This is a genomic window from Paraburkholderia fungorum, assembly GCF_900099835.1.
GTDB classification, from domain to species: Bacteria; Pseudomonadota; Gammaproteobacteria; order Burkholderiales; family Burkholderiaceae; genus Paraburkholderia; species Paraburkholderia fungorum_A.
This window is the reverse complement of record NZ_FNKP01000001.1, coordinates 1,801,450-1,816,068: the sequence shown is the minus strand read 5'-3', so window position 1 is coordinate 1,816,068 and position 14,619 is coordinate 1,801,450. Positions and strand designations below refer to the sequence as shown.

Sequence of the window (14,619 nt, the reverse complement as noted above, 5' to 3'; positions counted from 1 at the left end):
CAAGCTTGAATATCAGGTAAGCCCCCACCCCGCCAACCCACGCTTTATCCGCGCCAAAGTTTATGATGTGCGCTTTGCGCGCCAATTCGATCTCCGCTCATGTCCACCACCTCCCTGCTCGTCCAATCGCTCCCTGTGCTCGCGCAGGGCGCTCTCCTGACGGTCAAGTTCGCGGTTCTGTCGATGTTCTTCGGCCTGATCGCCGGCGCCGTGCTCGCGTTGATGGGCGTCAGCCACAGCCGTCCGCTGAACTGGCTTTCGCGTATCTACGTGAGCGTGATGCGCGGCACGCCGCTGCTGGTGCAGATTTTCGTGATTTATTACGGCTTGCCGAGTTTCGGTATTTCGCTCGACCCAACGCCCGCCGGCGTGATCGCGCTGTCGGCGAATGTCGCGGCGTATCTGTCGGAGAGCATGCGCGGCGCGATTCTCGGGATTCACGACGGCCAGTGGCTGGCCGCGTATAGCCTCGGCCTGTCGCGCCGTCAGACGCTGCGCTATGTGATCGCGCCGCAGGCGTTGCGCATTGCAGTGCCGAGTCTGTCGAACAGTCTGATCAGCCTGATCAAGGACACCTCGCTCGTGTCGGTGATTACCGTGACCGAACTGCTGCGCAGCGCGCAGGAAATCATCGCGTCGACGTATCAGCCGCTGCCGCTTTATCTGGCGGCCGCCGCCGTGTACTGGGTGCTGTGCCAGGTGCTGGAATGGGTGCAGCGCTGGTATGAGCGACGGCTTGCTTTGCCGTCGCGGCACTGAGCAGACTCTTCGGCGTACCCACCGTCACTCACCGGCACCGGGCCGCTTCGACCTAGCGGCTCGCCACCTTCGACTGCCCGTCCAGAGACGCACCAAAACGCTCGAAACGCGGCTCGTAGTAGTGATCCGGGTCGAGCGAAAAAGCGACGTGACGCGTGCGTCCCATCAACTCGTTCCGCGGAAAGAAGCCGAAATAGCGCGAATCCGCGCTGTTATCGCGGTTGTCGCCGAGCATCAGATACTCGCCTTGCGGCACCGTGACCGGGCCGAACGAATCGCGCGGACTCGGCGCCACGACCGACAGGCGCACGGTATGCGCAACGTCGCCGAAATGCTCGGTCAGATACTCGCCGGGTGACGCCGCGTCGCCCGGCAGCGGCGTCAGTTTCAGCGGTCGATAATCGGCGCGCAGGCCGTTCACGTACAGCACGTTGTCGCGCATCGCGACAACATCGCCGGGCAAGCCAATCAATCGCTTGACCAGCAACTCGTGCGCGGCCGACGAATCGATCGTGACGATGTCGCCGCGCTGCGGATCGTGTAAATGCGCGATCGTGATGTGCGTGAGCGGCACGCGCAGATCGTAGGCCATCTTGTCGACCAGAATCCGGTCGCCTTCGCGAATGGTCGGCAACATCGAGCCGCTCGGCACGACGTTCCAGTCGGCCACGGCGCTGCGAAACAGCACCATCAGAAAGATAAACGCGACGAGGCTTTTATTCTCGCGCCACAATTTCCCGGCTATGCGCATGGCAAGCGGCTCCCGTTCCAGTAAAAAGTATTCAAAAGCGGCGGGCATGCTGCGCGGTTTTCGCGTTCGCATGCCCACGTAAATCGTATCACCGCGCGTCTAGCTACGGCTCCGGGGCGGGCTCCAGGGGACGCACACAAGCGCACGCAGGCGCGGCAGCGCAGCGCCGCTCACTCCCCCGCGAACCTGAGTCCGAGCGCCGCACGCGCCGCATCCGCCATCGCGATCATCTGCAGCGACTTGCTATGCGGCATGACCGGGCTTTCCACCTCACCCGCGCGAATCAGCTCGCAGAAGTGCGCCGTTTCGTAGTTGAGGCCGCCGCCTTCGAACGGCTCGTCGAGTTCGACCGTGCGTCCGTCCTTATAACGGATCGTCGCGCGTGACGGATTCCACCACGGCTCGTGAATCGTCACGTGGCCGTCCGTCGCCATTAACAGTGCGTCGCCCTTGCCGTGCAGATCGAGTCCGCAGAAAAGCTGCGCGATGCCCCGCTCATGCTGACTGTTCAGACTCGCGAACGTGTCGACACCGGTCGCGCCGAGCCGTCCGAGCGTCTGCACGTCGAGCGGTGCGCCGAGCCAGTCCACTGCGAGGAACATTTCGTAGACGCCGATATCGAGCAGCGCGCCGCCCGCATGCTCGAACGACAACGAAGGATGATCGTCCGGCACGCCCGGCACCGAACAACCGGCGCGCACGAGTCCTACCTCGCCGATCGGCTGGTCGGTCAGATGCTGGCGCAACTTTCTGTAGAGCGGATAAAACGGCGGCTTCATCGCTTCCATGAAGAGCCGCTGCGATGCGCGCGCAGCGTCGAGCACACGCTCGAGTTGCGGCTGATTGATGGTGGCGGGTTTCTCGCACAGCACGTGCAAACCGGCCTGCAACGCGGCGATGGCGTACGCGGCGTGACTGTCCTGGACGGTGGCGATATAAAGCGCGTCGATGCCGCTGGCGAGCAGCGCGTCGAAATCGGCGCAGACCTCGCAGGCCTCGCCGCCAAACTCCTCGGCGAACGCTTTGGCCGGTTCCGCGCGACGCGACCACAGCGCGGTGATCCGCGCGTGCGGCACATGAGCGAGGCCTTGTGCAAAGCGCCGGGCAATCCGGCCCGTGCCGACGATCCCCCAGCGGATCACGCGATCCGACGGGTTTTCCTGCGGTGCGATTGTCATCGTGTCTTCGAGTCCATGCAGTTCAGAACAGGCGCTATTGTCGCGCATGCCGCACGCCGCTGCGTGGACATAGGCTCACGCCGTCCTTCCTGCCTGGTCTCGCCAACCGCACACCGTCGCGGTAAAGGCGCCGCTCAACCGTGCGCGGGCGGCTCCGCGGAAAACGTGCCGCCCACCTCTTCCGCCGTGTAGTCGATCATTGCAAGCGACGCGATTTCGGCTTCCTTCGGATCGCGCCGTTCGATCGCTTCGACCACACGCCGATGCGAATTCACCGCGGTTTCCCACATGCCGTCCTTATCGGTGACGATCGGATTGGTGGTCGACAACGCGCCGCGAATGATTGCCGCCATCTGCTTGAAAAACTGATTGCCGCTCGCCACGACGATGCGCGTATGGAACAGCTCATCGGCTTCCTGATAGCCGGCGTCGCCCGGGCGGATCGCGCGGAACGCCTCGAACGCGTCGCGAATCGCCGCGATATCCGCCGCACTGCCGCGGGCTGCCGCCTGGGCCGACGCGCGCGGTTCGATCAGGATGCGAAACTCGATCACGTCGCGCAGGAACAACGGATCGGGCTTGGCGCGAAAACGCCAGTTCACAACGTCCTCGTCGATCATGCGCCAGTCGCTCATGGGCCGGATGCGCGTGCCGATCTTCGGCCGCACGTCGAGCATGTCGCGCGCGAGCAGCATCGACAGCGCCTCGCGCATGACGGTGCGGCTGACATCGAACTCCTTCGACAACACATCCTGCGGTGGCAGTATGGCGCCGTACTTCTCTTCGACGATCCCGGTGACCAAGCCATCCATCACCTTGCTCACCAACGATCGATCTTTATTTGCCTGTTCCATGACACTCTCCCCGAAGCGGTGTTTCCCCCGCGTAGCCTGTTGATGAAACGGCCCTTGCGTGTCGTTTTCTTATGCGTGATGCGTTCTTCTACGATACGTTGCTAGCTTCAAAACGGATGCGCCAGTGGGAAACGACCTGACAGGGTTATCCCTCTGGAGAATTGTTTCTTCTGTGTAACGCCGCATGTCCTGATGGGCCATAAGCTTGCGTCTCAAGCGTGCCTGCGTTCCAAAATTTGCATTGTGCGAATACGCACGTAGCGACACGAATTGTCTGATCCGTGTCGCTCTCGTCGTGGTGGGCCGGGGAAAAAACGAAGAGGAAGATTCGCGCGAAGTCATCGTGACTCACGATTGTGGAAGCGCCCTCAAGGTTGCCGGACCGAAGTCCATTTCCGTTGAGGGCGCAAGAAACGTTGGGCCTGGGTGATGTGGCCTGGGTGGTGTGTCGACTTACAGTGTCGACTTGCAGCGTCAACCCGCGACTTCAGTGCGACGCGCTGTTGCCCACGTCGCCGCCTGGCTGGTCGCCACGCCCATACTGATCGTCGAAGCGCACGATGTCGTCCTCGCCGAGGTAGGTGCCCGACTGCACCTCGATCAATTCCAGCGGCGTCTTGCCGGGGTTTTCGAGCCGGTGCGTGACGCCGAGCGGAATGAACGCCGACTGATTCTCCGACAGCAGGAACTGCTCTTCACCGCGCGTGACGAGCGCCGTGCCGCGCACCACAATCCAGTGCTCGGCGCGATGATGATGCATCTGCAACGAAAGACGTCCGCCCGGCTTGACGACGATCCGCTTCACCTGGAAGCGCTCTCCGTGTTCGAGCGAATCGTAATAACCCCACGGCCGCGAGACCTTGCGTTGTTCCTGTGCTTCGGCACTGCGCTGCGCCCGCAGACGGCCGACGATCGCCTTGACGTCCTGCACACGGTCCTTGGCAGCGACCAGCACTGCATCGGCGGTCTCGACCACCACCACGCCCTTCACGCCCACACACGCGACCAGCCGTCCCTCCGAATGCGCGAAGCTGCCGGACGATCCGGTGAACACCACGCGGCCTCGCGCGACGTTGCCGTCGGCGTCCTTGGTCGAGGCGTCCCATACGGAGTCCCACGCGCCCACATCCGACCATCCGGCGACGAGCGGCACCGCGACACCGACGAGGCGCGCGTCGGCGCCGATGCGCTCCATCACTGCATAGTCGATCGAATCGGACGGGCACGCGGCGAATGGATCGCGCGCGAGATGCACTGAACCGTCGCCGTCCACCGTGGCGTGCTCGAACGCTTGCGCACATGTCGCCGCGATTACCGGGCGGCACAACTCGATCGCCGCCAGCCACACGGACGCGCGCACCACGAACATGCCGCTATTCCACCAGTACTCGCCGGACGCGACATAACGCTCGGCAAGTTCCGCATCGGGCTTCTCGACGAACCGTTCGATGGTTCGCGCACCGTGCGCGCCCAGCGCCGTACCCGTGCGGATATAGCCATACCCCGTTGCCGCGCGATGCGGCGGCACGCCGAGCGTGACGATCGCGCCGCGCGCCGCGTGCACCTGCGCCTCGGCGAGCGCCGCACCGAAGGCCGCGTGATCGACGATCAGATGATCCGACGGCAACGCGACGATGAGCGGGTCGTCGCCCTCCGCCGCCGACGCCCGCGCCGCCAGCGCCGCAATCGTCAACGCGGGCGCGGTGTTGCGCGCCGCCGGTTCGAGCACCATCCGCGCGGAACGTCCGCACTTCTCGAGACAGTCGAGCGTTTGCAGGCGCAGGTCCTCGCAGCACACGATCAGCGGCGTGTTCATCGCGATCGATGCGGGCGCGGCACCAGGCGCCGCCGCACTGTGCGCCGCCACCACGAACGCGGCATCGAGACGACGCAAGGTCGCCTGGAGCAGCGTTTCATCGCCCATCAGATCGATCAGCTGTTTCGGATTGCGTTCACGCGACAGCGGCCACAACCGCGAACTCGCGCCGCCGGCGAGAATCGCCGGCTGCACGGATAAACGCGTCGGCGTTTCGTTGATGCCCGCGCCCGAAGCGAGCGGATTGCCTGGTTCCACGATGCGATTCATGAGTGAGTCCCTGTTCAATCTGGTCTGATCTTGTCGTATGGGTGAAGCGAGCGATGCGCGTGCGCCACCCTCCAATCCGCGAAGGTCGGTCAAGGCGGCAAACGGCAAACGATTGGTGAGCGATGGATTGAACCACCTGGCGTCGCTGTCTCCCATCCTGGCGGCGATGTACTCGCCTTTGTGACAGCCGGACGCCACACCGCTTCATCAGCCGGCCTGTGTCAGGTTGTCCGCGCTGTTCTGGCAGCGTCGCTGGACAAACACAATGCAGTAGTGTTGGAGGATTCGTCGTTGCCCGCTACGTGCCGCCGTCCCGATCCTGGTCGATGCCGCGCATGAAAATGGCGCGACGATGTATCGATGATCGGGGCTTGCCGGCTACACAAACCGTTGACGAAATCTGCGAAGCGCCGCATTGACGGCGTCAGGAAAAAATGGCCCGCAGACGAGGCCGAATCAGCGGGTCGCAATCGAACACGCAACCCGCTTGCCTGGGTGTATCTGGATCAATCCCAGGGAACGTGCAGAACAACTACAACGATGACAGGCACAGCGAATCACGTGATTCTCCGGCCTGGCTGAAAACAATCAGTACCGCCAATCTGTACACACGCTCACAGCAGTTCGAACGTATTCACGAGCGACGCCCCTTCGCGCGCCCGTCGCAACGCGGCAAATCGCGGCTGACTGCTGCGCACCTGACGCGTGAGTCCGATGAACGGCACGCCATGCTCGAGGTACGGCCCTTCCGTCTTACGAAAACCGAATTGCTCGTAGAACGTGCGCAAACCGAGCGGCGCGCTGACACGCGCGGCATGTCCGGGCCAACGCTGAGCGATGGCCTCAAGCACACGTTCGACCAGCAACTCGGCAGTGCCGTCGCCGCGCCGCAGCGGACTCGTCAACACTTTGTCGATGGTGATTTCGGGATCTTCGGCGTCGCCGGGCTGCACACGTGCGTACGCGAGAATCGGCATGGGACGCGCCATGTCCTCGACAGCGAACACATGCAGCGCGTTTTCATCGCGGCCATCCGCGTCGAGGCACACATGCGATTGTTCGACCACGAACACCGCACTGCGCGCCCGCAAAATCAGATACAGCTCGCGCGCCGAAAGCTGATCGAATTCCAGCGTTTTCCAGTTCATCGCATTCCCCAGCGGTCAATTAGTTCAGCACGGCGGACAGACCCACGCCAACCTCGATGGCCTGGCTCAACATGCCGGCCGTTGTGATGGCTACACGGTACGTCCTGTGACGCGCGTATTTCCGTGCGCTTTCGCACTGATGCTGGAGTTTGATAAATCGCGCGTGTGATTTATCGAGGGAAGTTTCATTTCCACGATCGATAACCGCAGCGTGTTTGTTATAAAACGCCGCTATTTGAAGGGCTTTTCGTGATTTATATAAAACACTTCTGTTGCTCGCCGAGAGAATACGTCGATTCGATGGCTGCCATTATCGGCGAGGGTCCATCTGAAGATTGCGTTGCGGCTTTTGTTCGACGGACGCTCATAGCCGCCAACATTGGCGATAAAACGCTATACATTTTTCGTAGCTGCAAGCGGTGCATTTTGCGAGTGCCAATGTGCAGACTATTCGCTTCGATTGCTCTTATCGTTGGCGTGCGCATAACCGTGTAGACCGAGCTTCACTAATCACTTCGAAAATGCGGAAGCGGTCGTTTCATTCCCGCTACATTTTGCGTATCGGCATGCGTTCGCAACGCGCGGTGGGACCTTGAATTGCAGCGAGTTTATTCGTACGTCAAATGGCTCGATGCATGGACACCGAACTACGCGCAACAGGAATAGCGCGTCATCAAAGCTATTCACCAACCCTTAGAACAGCGCTCACTTTATATCCTCTGACATTGCGATTCGATGGCGAACGCGCGACGTCTCAATCTGTGGGTTTTCAGCCGTCTTTTCCCGCATCGAAATCGATGACGGCACGCACACCGAGTGAGTTCGAACCTCACGTTTATGACGTGGCTATGTCGAGATCCATCATCGTCGAAACCCTGTTGAATCACGTGCTCACGCGATTACCCCGACCCGCGACGAGCGTACTTCGCACGACCGGCATCAGGGTGTTCTAGTCCGATACATTTTCTGCGCGGAGCCTTCTTCGGCACACACTCTGAAGCAACACTTCCCGATGGCGAATTTCGACTATGAGCAAGTTACCGATCCGTTCACGCCGGCAACCAGACGCGTCACGATCTTGCAAGCGCACATGAATGGCGAGCGAGATACCTGCCCACGTCAGGCCCCTTCTGCTGCGTGAGATACGCACCCATCTCCGCGAGACGCGACGTTCGCAATGCTGCGCTCGCATATTGGCGTGAGAACCCAGGTCCGCTATGCAACTCTCGATAGGTATGGCCGTTTTCGACTACCAGCGGCCTCAACTGATATTTCGGGGTAAGCACGGCTCAACTGTGCCTGCGAGGATTGATCTGACGGCAAACGCCCAACTTCTCACAAACGAATCGTTGCGCGCACATCGACTCCAACATTTAAATGCCAATAAAACAGACGCGGTATGACGAATAAACTACCGACCGCCGCTGCCTTATCCGCCACTATTCGGGGCCGCCGTCCGCTTCGACCTACCCGCATAGTCAACGCAGGCCTCAACTCGCATCACAACGGTCAAACTGTCTGGTCTGCAGAATCACTGTTGGATTCGACGCGACGCTTTCCTCTGCAAAAACAGGTTCGGTTCGGCATCGCACAGAGGGGGTTGAACACATCTGAATCATTTCCGGCACATCCCGGACATCGCTTGAAAAGGGGCTTTGAAGGCATCATGCAACGCTCCCGCAAGCCCCCGAAGACCCCGTCCAGCAGCGGCAAAGCCAATCCCGTCAAGGACTTGAGCCGGATAAAAATGGCCCGCGAAACGCGGACTGTTCAAACGGTCGTTGTACAGATATGAAACAAAAAGCGTCATTTCGCTTCTCGCGGAGCCCGGTCCTGGTTCGCTGCGCCGCACCAGTGCTCGTTTTCCCTGCCGTTGGCACACTCCTCGCTAATACCCAAGCGCAACGCAGCGTCACCGCAAGCCGGATCCTCAAAACAAGCGGCGGCGCACCAAGGCCAATACGGGGCCGGTCCTGTTCATCATTTAGCTGCTCGCCAGGCAGCGTGCTGTTATCAGCGGATGCAGGCATCGGATCAAAAAATCAGAAAGTCACGCACACCGCGACTTTCACGCGAGGACCGATCATGTTGACACTTCAATCAGATCTGCACGGTAACCATTTGCTCGGCGCTTTGCCGTCTCATGAATGGCAAGCGCTAGCTCCTCATCTCGAACTGGTTCATCTGCGCACCGAGCAATTGCTGTGCGACTCCGGCCAACGAATTCACCACGTCTATTTCCCGACTACCGCCATTATCTCGATGCTGTCGACGATGGAAGACGGCAGCTCGGTCGAAATCGCCGCCGTCGGCCGTGAAGGCATGACGGGCGTACCCGTGCTCACCGGCGGCGAAACCATGCCGAACCGCGTCCAGGTGCAATGCGCCGGCTTCGCGTACCGGATGAGCGCACAGGCGCTCAAGCAGCAATTCGGCCGCTCCGACTTCCTGCGCCGCCTGATGCTGCTGTACATGCACGCTCTCCTCACCCAGGTCGCACAAACGGCTGCCTGCAATCGCCACCACGCGCTGAACAAGCAGCTGTGCCGCTGGCTGCTGATCGAAGTGGATCGCGTCGCATCGAACGATCTGACCGTGACCCAGCAACTGATCGCCGACATGCTCGGCGTGCGCCGCGAAGGCATTACCGAAGCCGCCGGCAAGCTGCACGACGAAGGCCTGATTCACCATAGCCGCGGCCATATCAAGGTACTCGACCGCAAGGGCCTCGAAGCGCGCGCATGCGAATGCTATGGCCTCGTCAAGCGCGAATTCGACCGCCTGCTGCCGCGTCTGCGTCAGGCTGAAACCGTCGAATAAGCACAGGTCCGTCCGACTACTGGGTAAAGTCAGCTATGTTCAGGAATACTGCGCGATGCCTCGACGCACTCTTCGTGATTGCGGGAGGCCTGATCGCTCACTGGATGCGTTTTTCGACGCCCATCGCGTTGTCGGATACCGAGCGACTTCTGATTGCGTTTAACTGCGTGCTCGTGTTGCTGCTGTTTCCGGGCTTCGGCGTCTATGACACATGGCGCGGCAAAGCGCTCGCCCCGATGCTGGCGCGCGTCGCCGCCGCGTGGATGGTGGTGGTCGCTACCGCGTTGGTGCTGGCGTTCACGCTGCATCGAATGGATGCCGTGTCGCGGCTGTGGTTCGGCTACTCCACGCTGATCTCCGGTGCATTGATCGTCGCCGCGAAGTGCGTCGTCCATGTGGCGCTGCGCAGCGTCCGTCGACGCGGGATGAATTCACGCACCGTCGCGATTGTTGGCGCGCCGGGATTTTCGCGCACGCTGCTCGCGCATCTCGAACATGCGCCGCAAGCCGGCTTCAAACCGGTGTGCGTGTTCGACACCAGTATCGAAGGCGCAGCTAGTTACGGTCCGCGTCTGAACCGGTTGCCTGTGCTGACCGATCTCGATGCATTCGCGAACAAGATACGCAACGAACGCGTGAACGAAGTGTGGCTCGCGCTGCCGCTATCGGAAGAACATACGATTTACCGCTTCACGCGCACCTTCCGGCACGACTTCGTGAATCTGCGCTTTATCCCCGATATTCGCAGCCTCTCGCTGTTCAATCACACGGTGGTCGACGTGGTCGGTTTGCCGACGCTGAACCTCAGCGCGACGCCGTTCTCGCCCCCGCAAATGTGGCCGAAGCTGATGTTCGACCGCCTGTTCGCGGCGTTCGCGCTGCTTGCGCTCGCGCCCGTGTTCATCGTGCTGGCTATCGGTATCAAACTCACGTCGCCGGGACCCGTGTTTTTCCGGCAGACACGCAAAGGCGTGGACGGCCAGCCGTTCGGCATCTACAAATTCCGCTCGATGAGCGTGCATCACGAAGCACACGGCCAGATCACGCAGGCCACGCGCAACGATTCGCGCGTGACGAAACTCGGCGCCTTCATGCGGCGCACCAGTCTCGACGAACTGCCGCAGTTTCTGAACGTGCTGCTCGGGCAGATGTCGGTGGTCGGTCCGCGTCCGCATGCAGTCGAACACGACGACCTCTATAAAGACCAGGTGTACGGCTACATGTACCGCTACCGGATCAAGCCAGGCATCACCGGCTGGGCCCAGGTGAACGGCTATCGCGGCGCCACCACCAAGGTCGAAAAAATGGAAGCGCGCGTCAAGTTCGACCTCTTCTACATTCACAACTGGTCGTTCTGGTTCGATATGAAGATTGTGTTCATTACGATCTTCAAAGGGTTTATTGGACGCAACGCGTTCTGACCATGCCGCTACGGGAGCCGGGCGTGAGAGTCTCCGTGATCGTGCCCACGTGGCGGCGCACCGTCGATCTCGCGCAATGTCTCGCAGCGCTCGACGCGCAGCAGCGCCGCGCGGACGAAGTGATCGTGGTCGCGCGCCATGACGATTACGCGACGCTCGACTGGTTGCGCACGCGCGAAGCCAACCGCCCCGATCCGCGCCGTTGCGTCGTGCTCGTACGCCAACCGGGCGTAGTGGCCGCGTACAACCTCGGCATCGAAAGCGCGAGCGGCGACGTGCTCTGCTTTACCGATGACGACAACGCCGCGCATCCGGACTGGATTGCACGAATCGCCCGCGCGTTCGAATGTGTGCCGGAACTGGGCGGTCTCGGCGGCCGCGACGTCGCGCATCGACGCAACGGTAGCGCGCCTGCACAGCCGCCGCAGGTCGGTCTCGTCAACTGGTATGGGCGCGTGACCGGCAATCATCATCCCAGTGACGGCGAAGCCCGCGCGGTTCAAGTGCTCGACGGCGTGAACATGGCGTTCCGGCGCGAAGCGATCGGCGCGCTGCGTTTCGACCGACGCTTGCGCGGCACCGGCGCCGAGGCTCACTGCGAAATGGCCTTCAGTCTCGACGTGCAGCGGCGCGGCTGGACCTTGATCTACGACCCGTCGCTGCTGGTCGACCACTTCGGCACCCGACCCGGCCGCGACGATTCACACCCCGCTTCGCCATTCGACGACACGGCGTTCTATCACGCGTCGTTCAATCGGCGGCTCATCATGTGCGAATACCTGACGCCTGCGGGACGGCGAGCTTTTGCCGCCTATTGCGCGTTGATCGGCGAACGTGCGGAGCCCGGGTTGCTGCGCGCGTTGCTGCAGGTTTTCGCGCCCGGCGGCGTCGCGCTTGCGCTGCGCAAATGGCATTTGAGTTTGCACGCGATGCGTGCCGCGAAGCAGGAAGCAGCGCGCATCGGCACGGCTGGTCGCGTGCGTCGACAATGGCGCGACGCACGCGGCGCGGGTAGCGAACCGTTTCCATCGAGACGACCATAAGGTCCGCACCGGACATCGACCGCGTTTAGCTTAGGTAACAAGGGCCGCGCCAAGCCAAAGCGCGGCCCTTTTTTATCGCCCCGGCGATCTTTCAACGAATGCAGCGAACGGACAAAAACGCCGGCGCCGGCAGCTGAAACACAAGCCGCCGGCGTCGGACGAATAGAACGAGTCGTTGAAATGCGTGAGCCATGACGGTCAGCACAGCGCGAGGCACGCCCGGTACATCTCACACCTCGCACCGCGCGCTGTCTACAGAAACGCGCTGACGTCGGTATGAAAACGCTGCGCCAGCGCCTTCGCCACCTTCTTGCTGATGGCGCGCCGCCCTGCAAGGATGTCGCTCACCACGGTGGGCGATGCGATACCTATCAGGTCCTTCTGCTTGAGCCCGTGTGTTTCCAGCAGGTGCCGGAGCACTTCGCGCGGCTCCCCCTTTGGAATCGTCACGTGCTGTATTTCCCAACTTTCGACCAGATCCGACACGATCGCGAACAGATCGGCGAGCGGATCCTCTGCGTTGCCTTTCAGATGATCGGACAACGAGTTGGCGACCCGCACCATCTGCTGATAATCCTCTTCTGAACGAATCGGTTTGATCGGCAGCTCGGCTTGCAGCGTGGCCCAGGTTTGAGCGATGTCGGGAAAGTCTCCCGGAAGGCGATCGGCATTCATGAGTTTAAATTCTTCCTCGTCCAAAGGTCGTACTCCGCATGCGTCACCAGGTGACGAACGAATAACGACTGCCTGTTGTAGTAATCGCCGCGACTATCCGGTACCGGTTGCCGCCTACGCCAACACGGTGCAGGCGGTAAGGAATCCACGCAAGCGAACGTCTGCTTCAGGTCGTTATAGCCATACGCGAGGCAAGCCTGCGCCAGTGAATACGACGTCAATGGCGCAATGCACGCACCCGGATGTCTCTTTATGAAGTCCAGCAACGCTTTCTTTGAAATAACCCGCTGCGTATTTGCCCGCGTGTAATCGCGCATCGACAATGCATGACTACCTGAGAGACCAGACAAAGCGGATCGACATCGATAGCCAGCCGGACAGCGAGTCCGGGCGGCTGTTTTACAACCGTGCTTTACAACCCACTACGCAACCCACTGCGGTAAGACAAAACCCGTTTATTCGCGCAAAGCGACGTTCCTGATACGAGGCGGCCGACACCGCGCCAACCCGGCTTGCCGATCAGCTTCAGCGTCCCCAATCGCTCTTCGGCGATGCCTCGCGTGGCCACGCGACGTCCGCAGTCGCCCGATCGCGTTCAGCCGTCTCCACACTGGCAACCTGCTGAGGCCAGCCGGCCGCGGCGATCGTGCGCGTGACTTCCGCCATGAACGCGCGCCGGAACACCGCCGCCGAAAACCGCTCGGCGTTCGCCCGGCAGGCCGTCGGCGTAATGCGCTCGCGCAGCCGTTCGAAGCGCTCGATCGCGCCGAGCATCGACTCGACGGTTTGCCGTGCGAAATAGACGCCAGTCGCACGCGGCTCGCCAACCGGCACCACCGTTTCGAGCGCCCCGCCCTTGCCGAACGCTATCACCGGCGTACCGCACGCCTGGGCTTCGAGCGGGACGATGCCGAAGTCTTCTTCGGCGGCGAACACGAAGGCTCGCGCGCGCTGCAAATAATCCTTGAGCACCGCAAACGGCTGATAACCGAGCACCGTCACATTCGGACCCGCTCGCGCGCGGAGCGCCGCACTCTGCGGGCCGTCGCCGATCACCACCAGCTTGCGGTGCGGCGTCGCGTTGAATGCATCCACGATCAGATCGATACGCTTGTAAGACACCATCCGCGACGCGGTCAGATAAAAGTCGTCCTTCTGCGCGCGCACTTCGAACCTGTGTAAATCGACGGGCGGCGGAATCACCGCCGCATCGCGCCGGTACGTCTTCATCACGCGACGGGCGATAAAATGCGAATTCGTAATCAGCCGATCGACGCTATTCGCGGATCGCGCATCCCAGCCGCGCATATGGTGCAGCCATGCACGCGTCGCCCACGACTTCGGCCCACGCGTCAGATTCCTTTCACGCAAAGTCTGGTGTTGCAGATCCCACGCGCAGCGCAGCGGCGAATGCACGTAACTCACATGAATCTGATTCTGGCCGACCACGACACCCTTCGCGACCGCAGAAGAACTCGTGATAACAAGGTCGTACTCCGACAGATCGAACTGCCTGATCGCGCGCGGCATCAGCGGCAGATACGCGCCGAGGCGAGTTCGTGCAAACGGCAACTGCTGGATAAACGATGTCGTGACCGCCCTGCCGCCCAGCATCGCGCGGTCTTCGAGGAAATCGACGAGACTGAAAAGATCGGCGTCGGGAAAGCACTCGATAATCTGCTCGAGCACTTTCTCTGCTCCTCCTGGCGCCACGAGCCAGTCGTGCACGATCGCCACTTTCATGAACTCTCCCGCCTGTCGAAGAATGCCTTTGGGCCTTGGCATAGCAACGAGTGTATGTGCCGCATTAGTTGCCGTGCGTGCGGGTGCCCACATTCGACAAGCGACAGTGCGCGAATAATCGGCCTTCGTGGGGTTCCTGCG

At 61.5% G+C, this 14,619-nt stretch carries 11 protein-coding genes; 4 read left to right on the top strand and 7 right to left on the bottom strand.

All coding sequences use genetic code 11. From position 1 onward, the window contains the following. Positions 1-99: 99 nt before the first annotated feature. Entirely contained in the window at positions 100-759 is a 660-nt protein-coding gene (locus BLS41_RS07945; protein ID WP_074763802.1) for an amino acid ABC transporter permease, read from the top strand. Between the two features lie 52 nt (positions 760-811). On the opposite strand, the gene lepB is transcribed toward BLS41_RS07945, so the two are convergent. The 5 genes from lepB to BLS41_RS07920 form a co-directional block, all read right to left on the bottom strand. Then, positions 812-1,510, bottom strand: a complete 699-nt coding sequence (gene lepB / locus BLS41_RS07940) for a signal peptidase I (protein WP_074763801.1) — start codon at positions 1,508-1,510, stop codon at positions 812-814. A gap of 170 nt (positions 1,511-1,680) precedes the next feature. Continuing rightward, a complete protein-coding gene (locus BLS41_RS07935) occupies positions 1,681-2,688 on the bottom strand; it encodes a Gfo/Idh/MocA family protein (RefSeq protein ID WP_253189668.1) in 1,008 nt (335 codons plus the stop codon). Between the two features lie 134 nt (positions 2,689-2,822). Beyond that, positions 2,823-3,542, bottom strand: a complete 720-nt coding sequence (locus BLS41_RS07930; protein WP_074763799.1) for a FadR/GntR family transcriptional regulator — start codon at positions 3,540-3,542, stop codon at positions 2,823-2,825. Positions 3,543-4,029: 487 nt separating this feature from the next. Beyond that, the gene (locus tag BLS41_RS07925; protein WP_074763798.1) at positions 4,030-5,628 is read right to left on the bottom strand and encodes a mannose-1-phosphate guanylyltransferase/mannose-6-phosphate isomerase; all 1,599 of its coding nucleotides are present in this window, start codon (positions 5,626-5,628) and stop codon (positions 4,030-4,032) included. Between the two features lie 614 nt (positions 5,629-6,242). Beyond that, complete coding sequence (locus BLS41_RS07920; RefSeq protein ID WP_074763797.1) at positions 6,243-6,776, bottom strand: GNAT family N-acetyltransferase; 534 nt, start codon at positions 6,774-6,776, stop codon at positions 6,243-6,245. 2,085 nt (positions 6,777-8,861) lie between these two features. Between BLS41_RS07920 and BLS41_RS07915 the strand changes: the two genes are divergently transcribed. Genes BLS41_RS07915 through BLS41_RS07905 form a run of 3 tightly spaced genes read left to right on the top strand, consistent with a single transcriptional unit; the run spans position 8,862 to position 12,060 of the window. Then, positions 8,862-9,596 carry a Crp/Fnr family transcriptional regulator gene (locus BLS41_RS07915; protein ID WP_074763796.1) on the top strand — a complete coding sequence of 245 codons (735 nt, stop codon included), beginning with the start codon at positions 8,862-8,864 and terminating at the stop codon, positions 9,594-9,596. Between the two features lie 35 nt (positions 9,597-9,631). Continuing rightward, positions 9,632-11,017, top strand: coding sequence for an undecaprenyl-phosphate glucose phosphotransferase (locus BLS41_RS07910; RefSeq protein ID WP_074763795.1), 1,386 nt, complete (start codon positions 9,632-9,634; stop codon positions 11,015-11,017). Positions 11,018-11,019: 2 nt separating this feature from the next. After that, positions 11,020-12,060: a glycosyltransferase family 2 protein gene (locus BLS41_RS07905; RefSeq protein WP_083379942.1), complete on the top strand. Its 1,041-nt coding sequence runs from the start codon at positions 11,020-11,022 to the stop codon at positions 12,058-12,060. Positions 12,061-12,312: 252 nt separating this feature from the next. Here BLS41_RS07905 and BLS41_RS07900 read toward each other — a convergent pair whose 3' ends face one another. Then, entirely contained in the window at positions 12,313-12,735 is a 423-nt protein-coding gene (locus tag BLS41_RS07900; protein WP_074763794.1) for a helix-turn-helix domain-containing protein, read from the bottom strand. 525 nt (positions 12,736-13,260) lie between these two features. Further along, positions 13,261-14,478, bottom strand: a complete 1,218-nt coding sequence (locus BLS41_RS07890) for a glycosyltransferase family 4 protein (RefSeq protein ID WP_074763793.1) — start codon at positions 14,476-14,478, stop codon at positions 13,261-13,263. Positions 14,479-14,619 lie beyond the last annotated feature (141 nt).

What these genes read in the sequence shown, in the direction of transcription:
- BLS41_RS07945 (WP_074763802.1), top strand. Translation starts at nt 100, where the DNA reads ATGTCCACCACCTCCCTGCTCGTCCAATCGCTCCCTGTGCTCGCGCAG.
- lepB (WP_074763801.1), bottom strand. Translation starts at nt 1,510, where the DNA reads ATGCGCATAGCCGGGAAATTGTGGCGCGAGAATAAAAGCCTCGTCGCG.
- BLS41_RS07935 (WP_253189668.1), bottom strand. Translation starts at nt 2,688, where the DNA reads ATGACAATCGCACCGCAGGAAAACCCGTCGGATCGCGTGATCCGCTGG.
- BLS41_RS07930 (WP_074763799.1), bottom strand. Translation starts at nt 3,542, where the DNA reads ATGGAACAGGCAAATAAAGATCGATCGTTGGTGAGCAAGGTGATGGAT.
- BLS41_RS07925 (WP_074763798.1), bottom strand. Translation starts at nt 5,628, where the DNA reads ATGAATCGCATCGTGGAACCAGGCAATCCGCTCGCTTCGGGCGCGGGC.
- BLS41_RS07920 (WP_074763797.1), bottom strand. Translation starts at nt 6,776, where the DNA reads ATGAACTGGAAAACGCTGGAATTCGATCAGCTTTCGGCGCGCGAGCTG.
- BLS41_RS07915 (WP_074763796.1), top strand. Translation starts at nt 8,862, where the DNA reads ATGTTGACACTTCAATCAGATCTGCACGGTAACCATTTGCTCGGCGCT.
- BLS41_RS07910 (WP_074763795.1), top strand. Translation starts at nt 9,632, where the DNA reads ATGTTCAGGAATACTGCGCGATGCCTCGACGCACTCTTCGTGATTGCG.
- BLS41_RS07905 (WP_083379942.1), top strand. Translation starts at nt 11,020, where the DNA reads ATGCCGCTACGGGAGCCGGGCGTGAGAGTCTCCGTGATCGTGCCCACG.
- BLS41_RS07900 (WP_074763794.1), bottom strand. Translation starts at nt 12,735, where the DNA reads ATGAATGCCGATCGCCTTCCGGGAGACTTTCCCGACATCGCTCAAACC.
- BLS41_RS07890 (WP_074763793.1), bottom strand. Translation starts at nt 14,478, where the DNA reads ATGAAAGTGGCGATCGTGCACGACTGGCTCGTGGCGCCAGGAGGAGCA.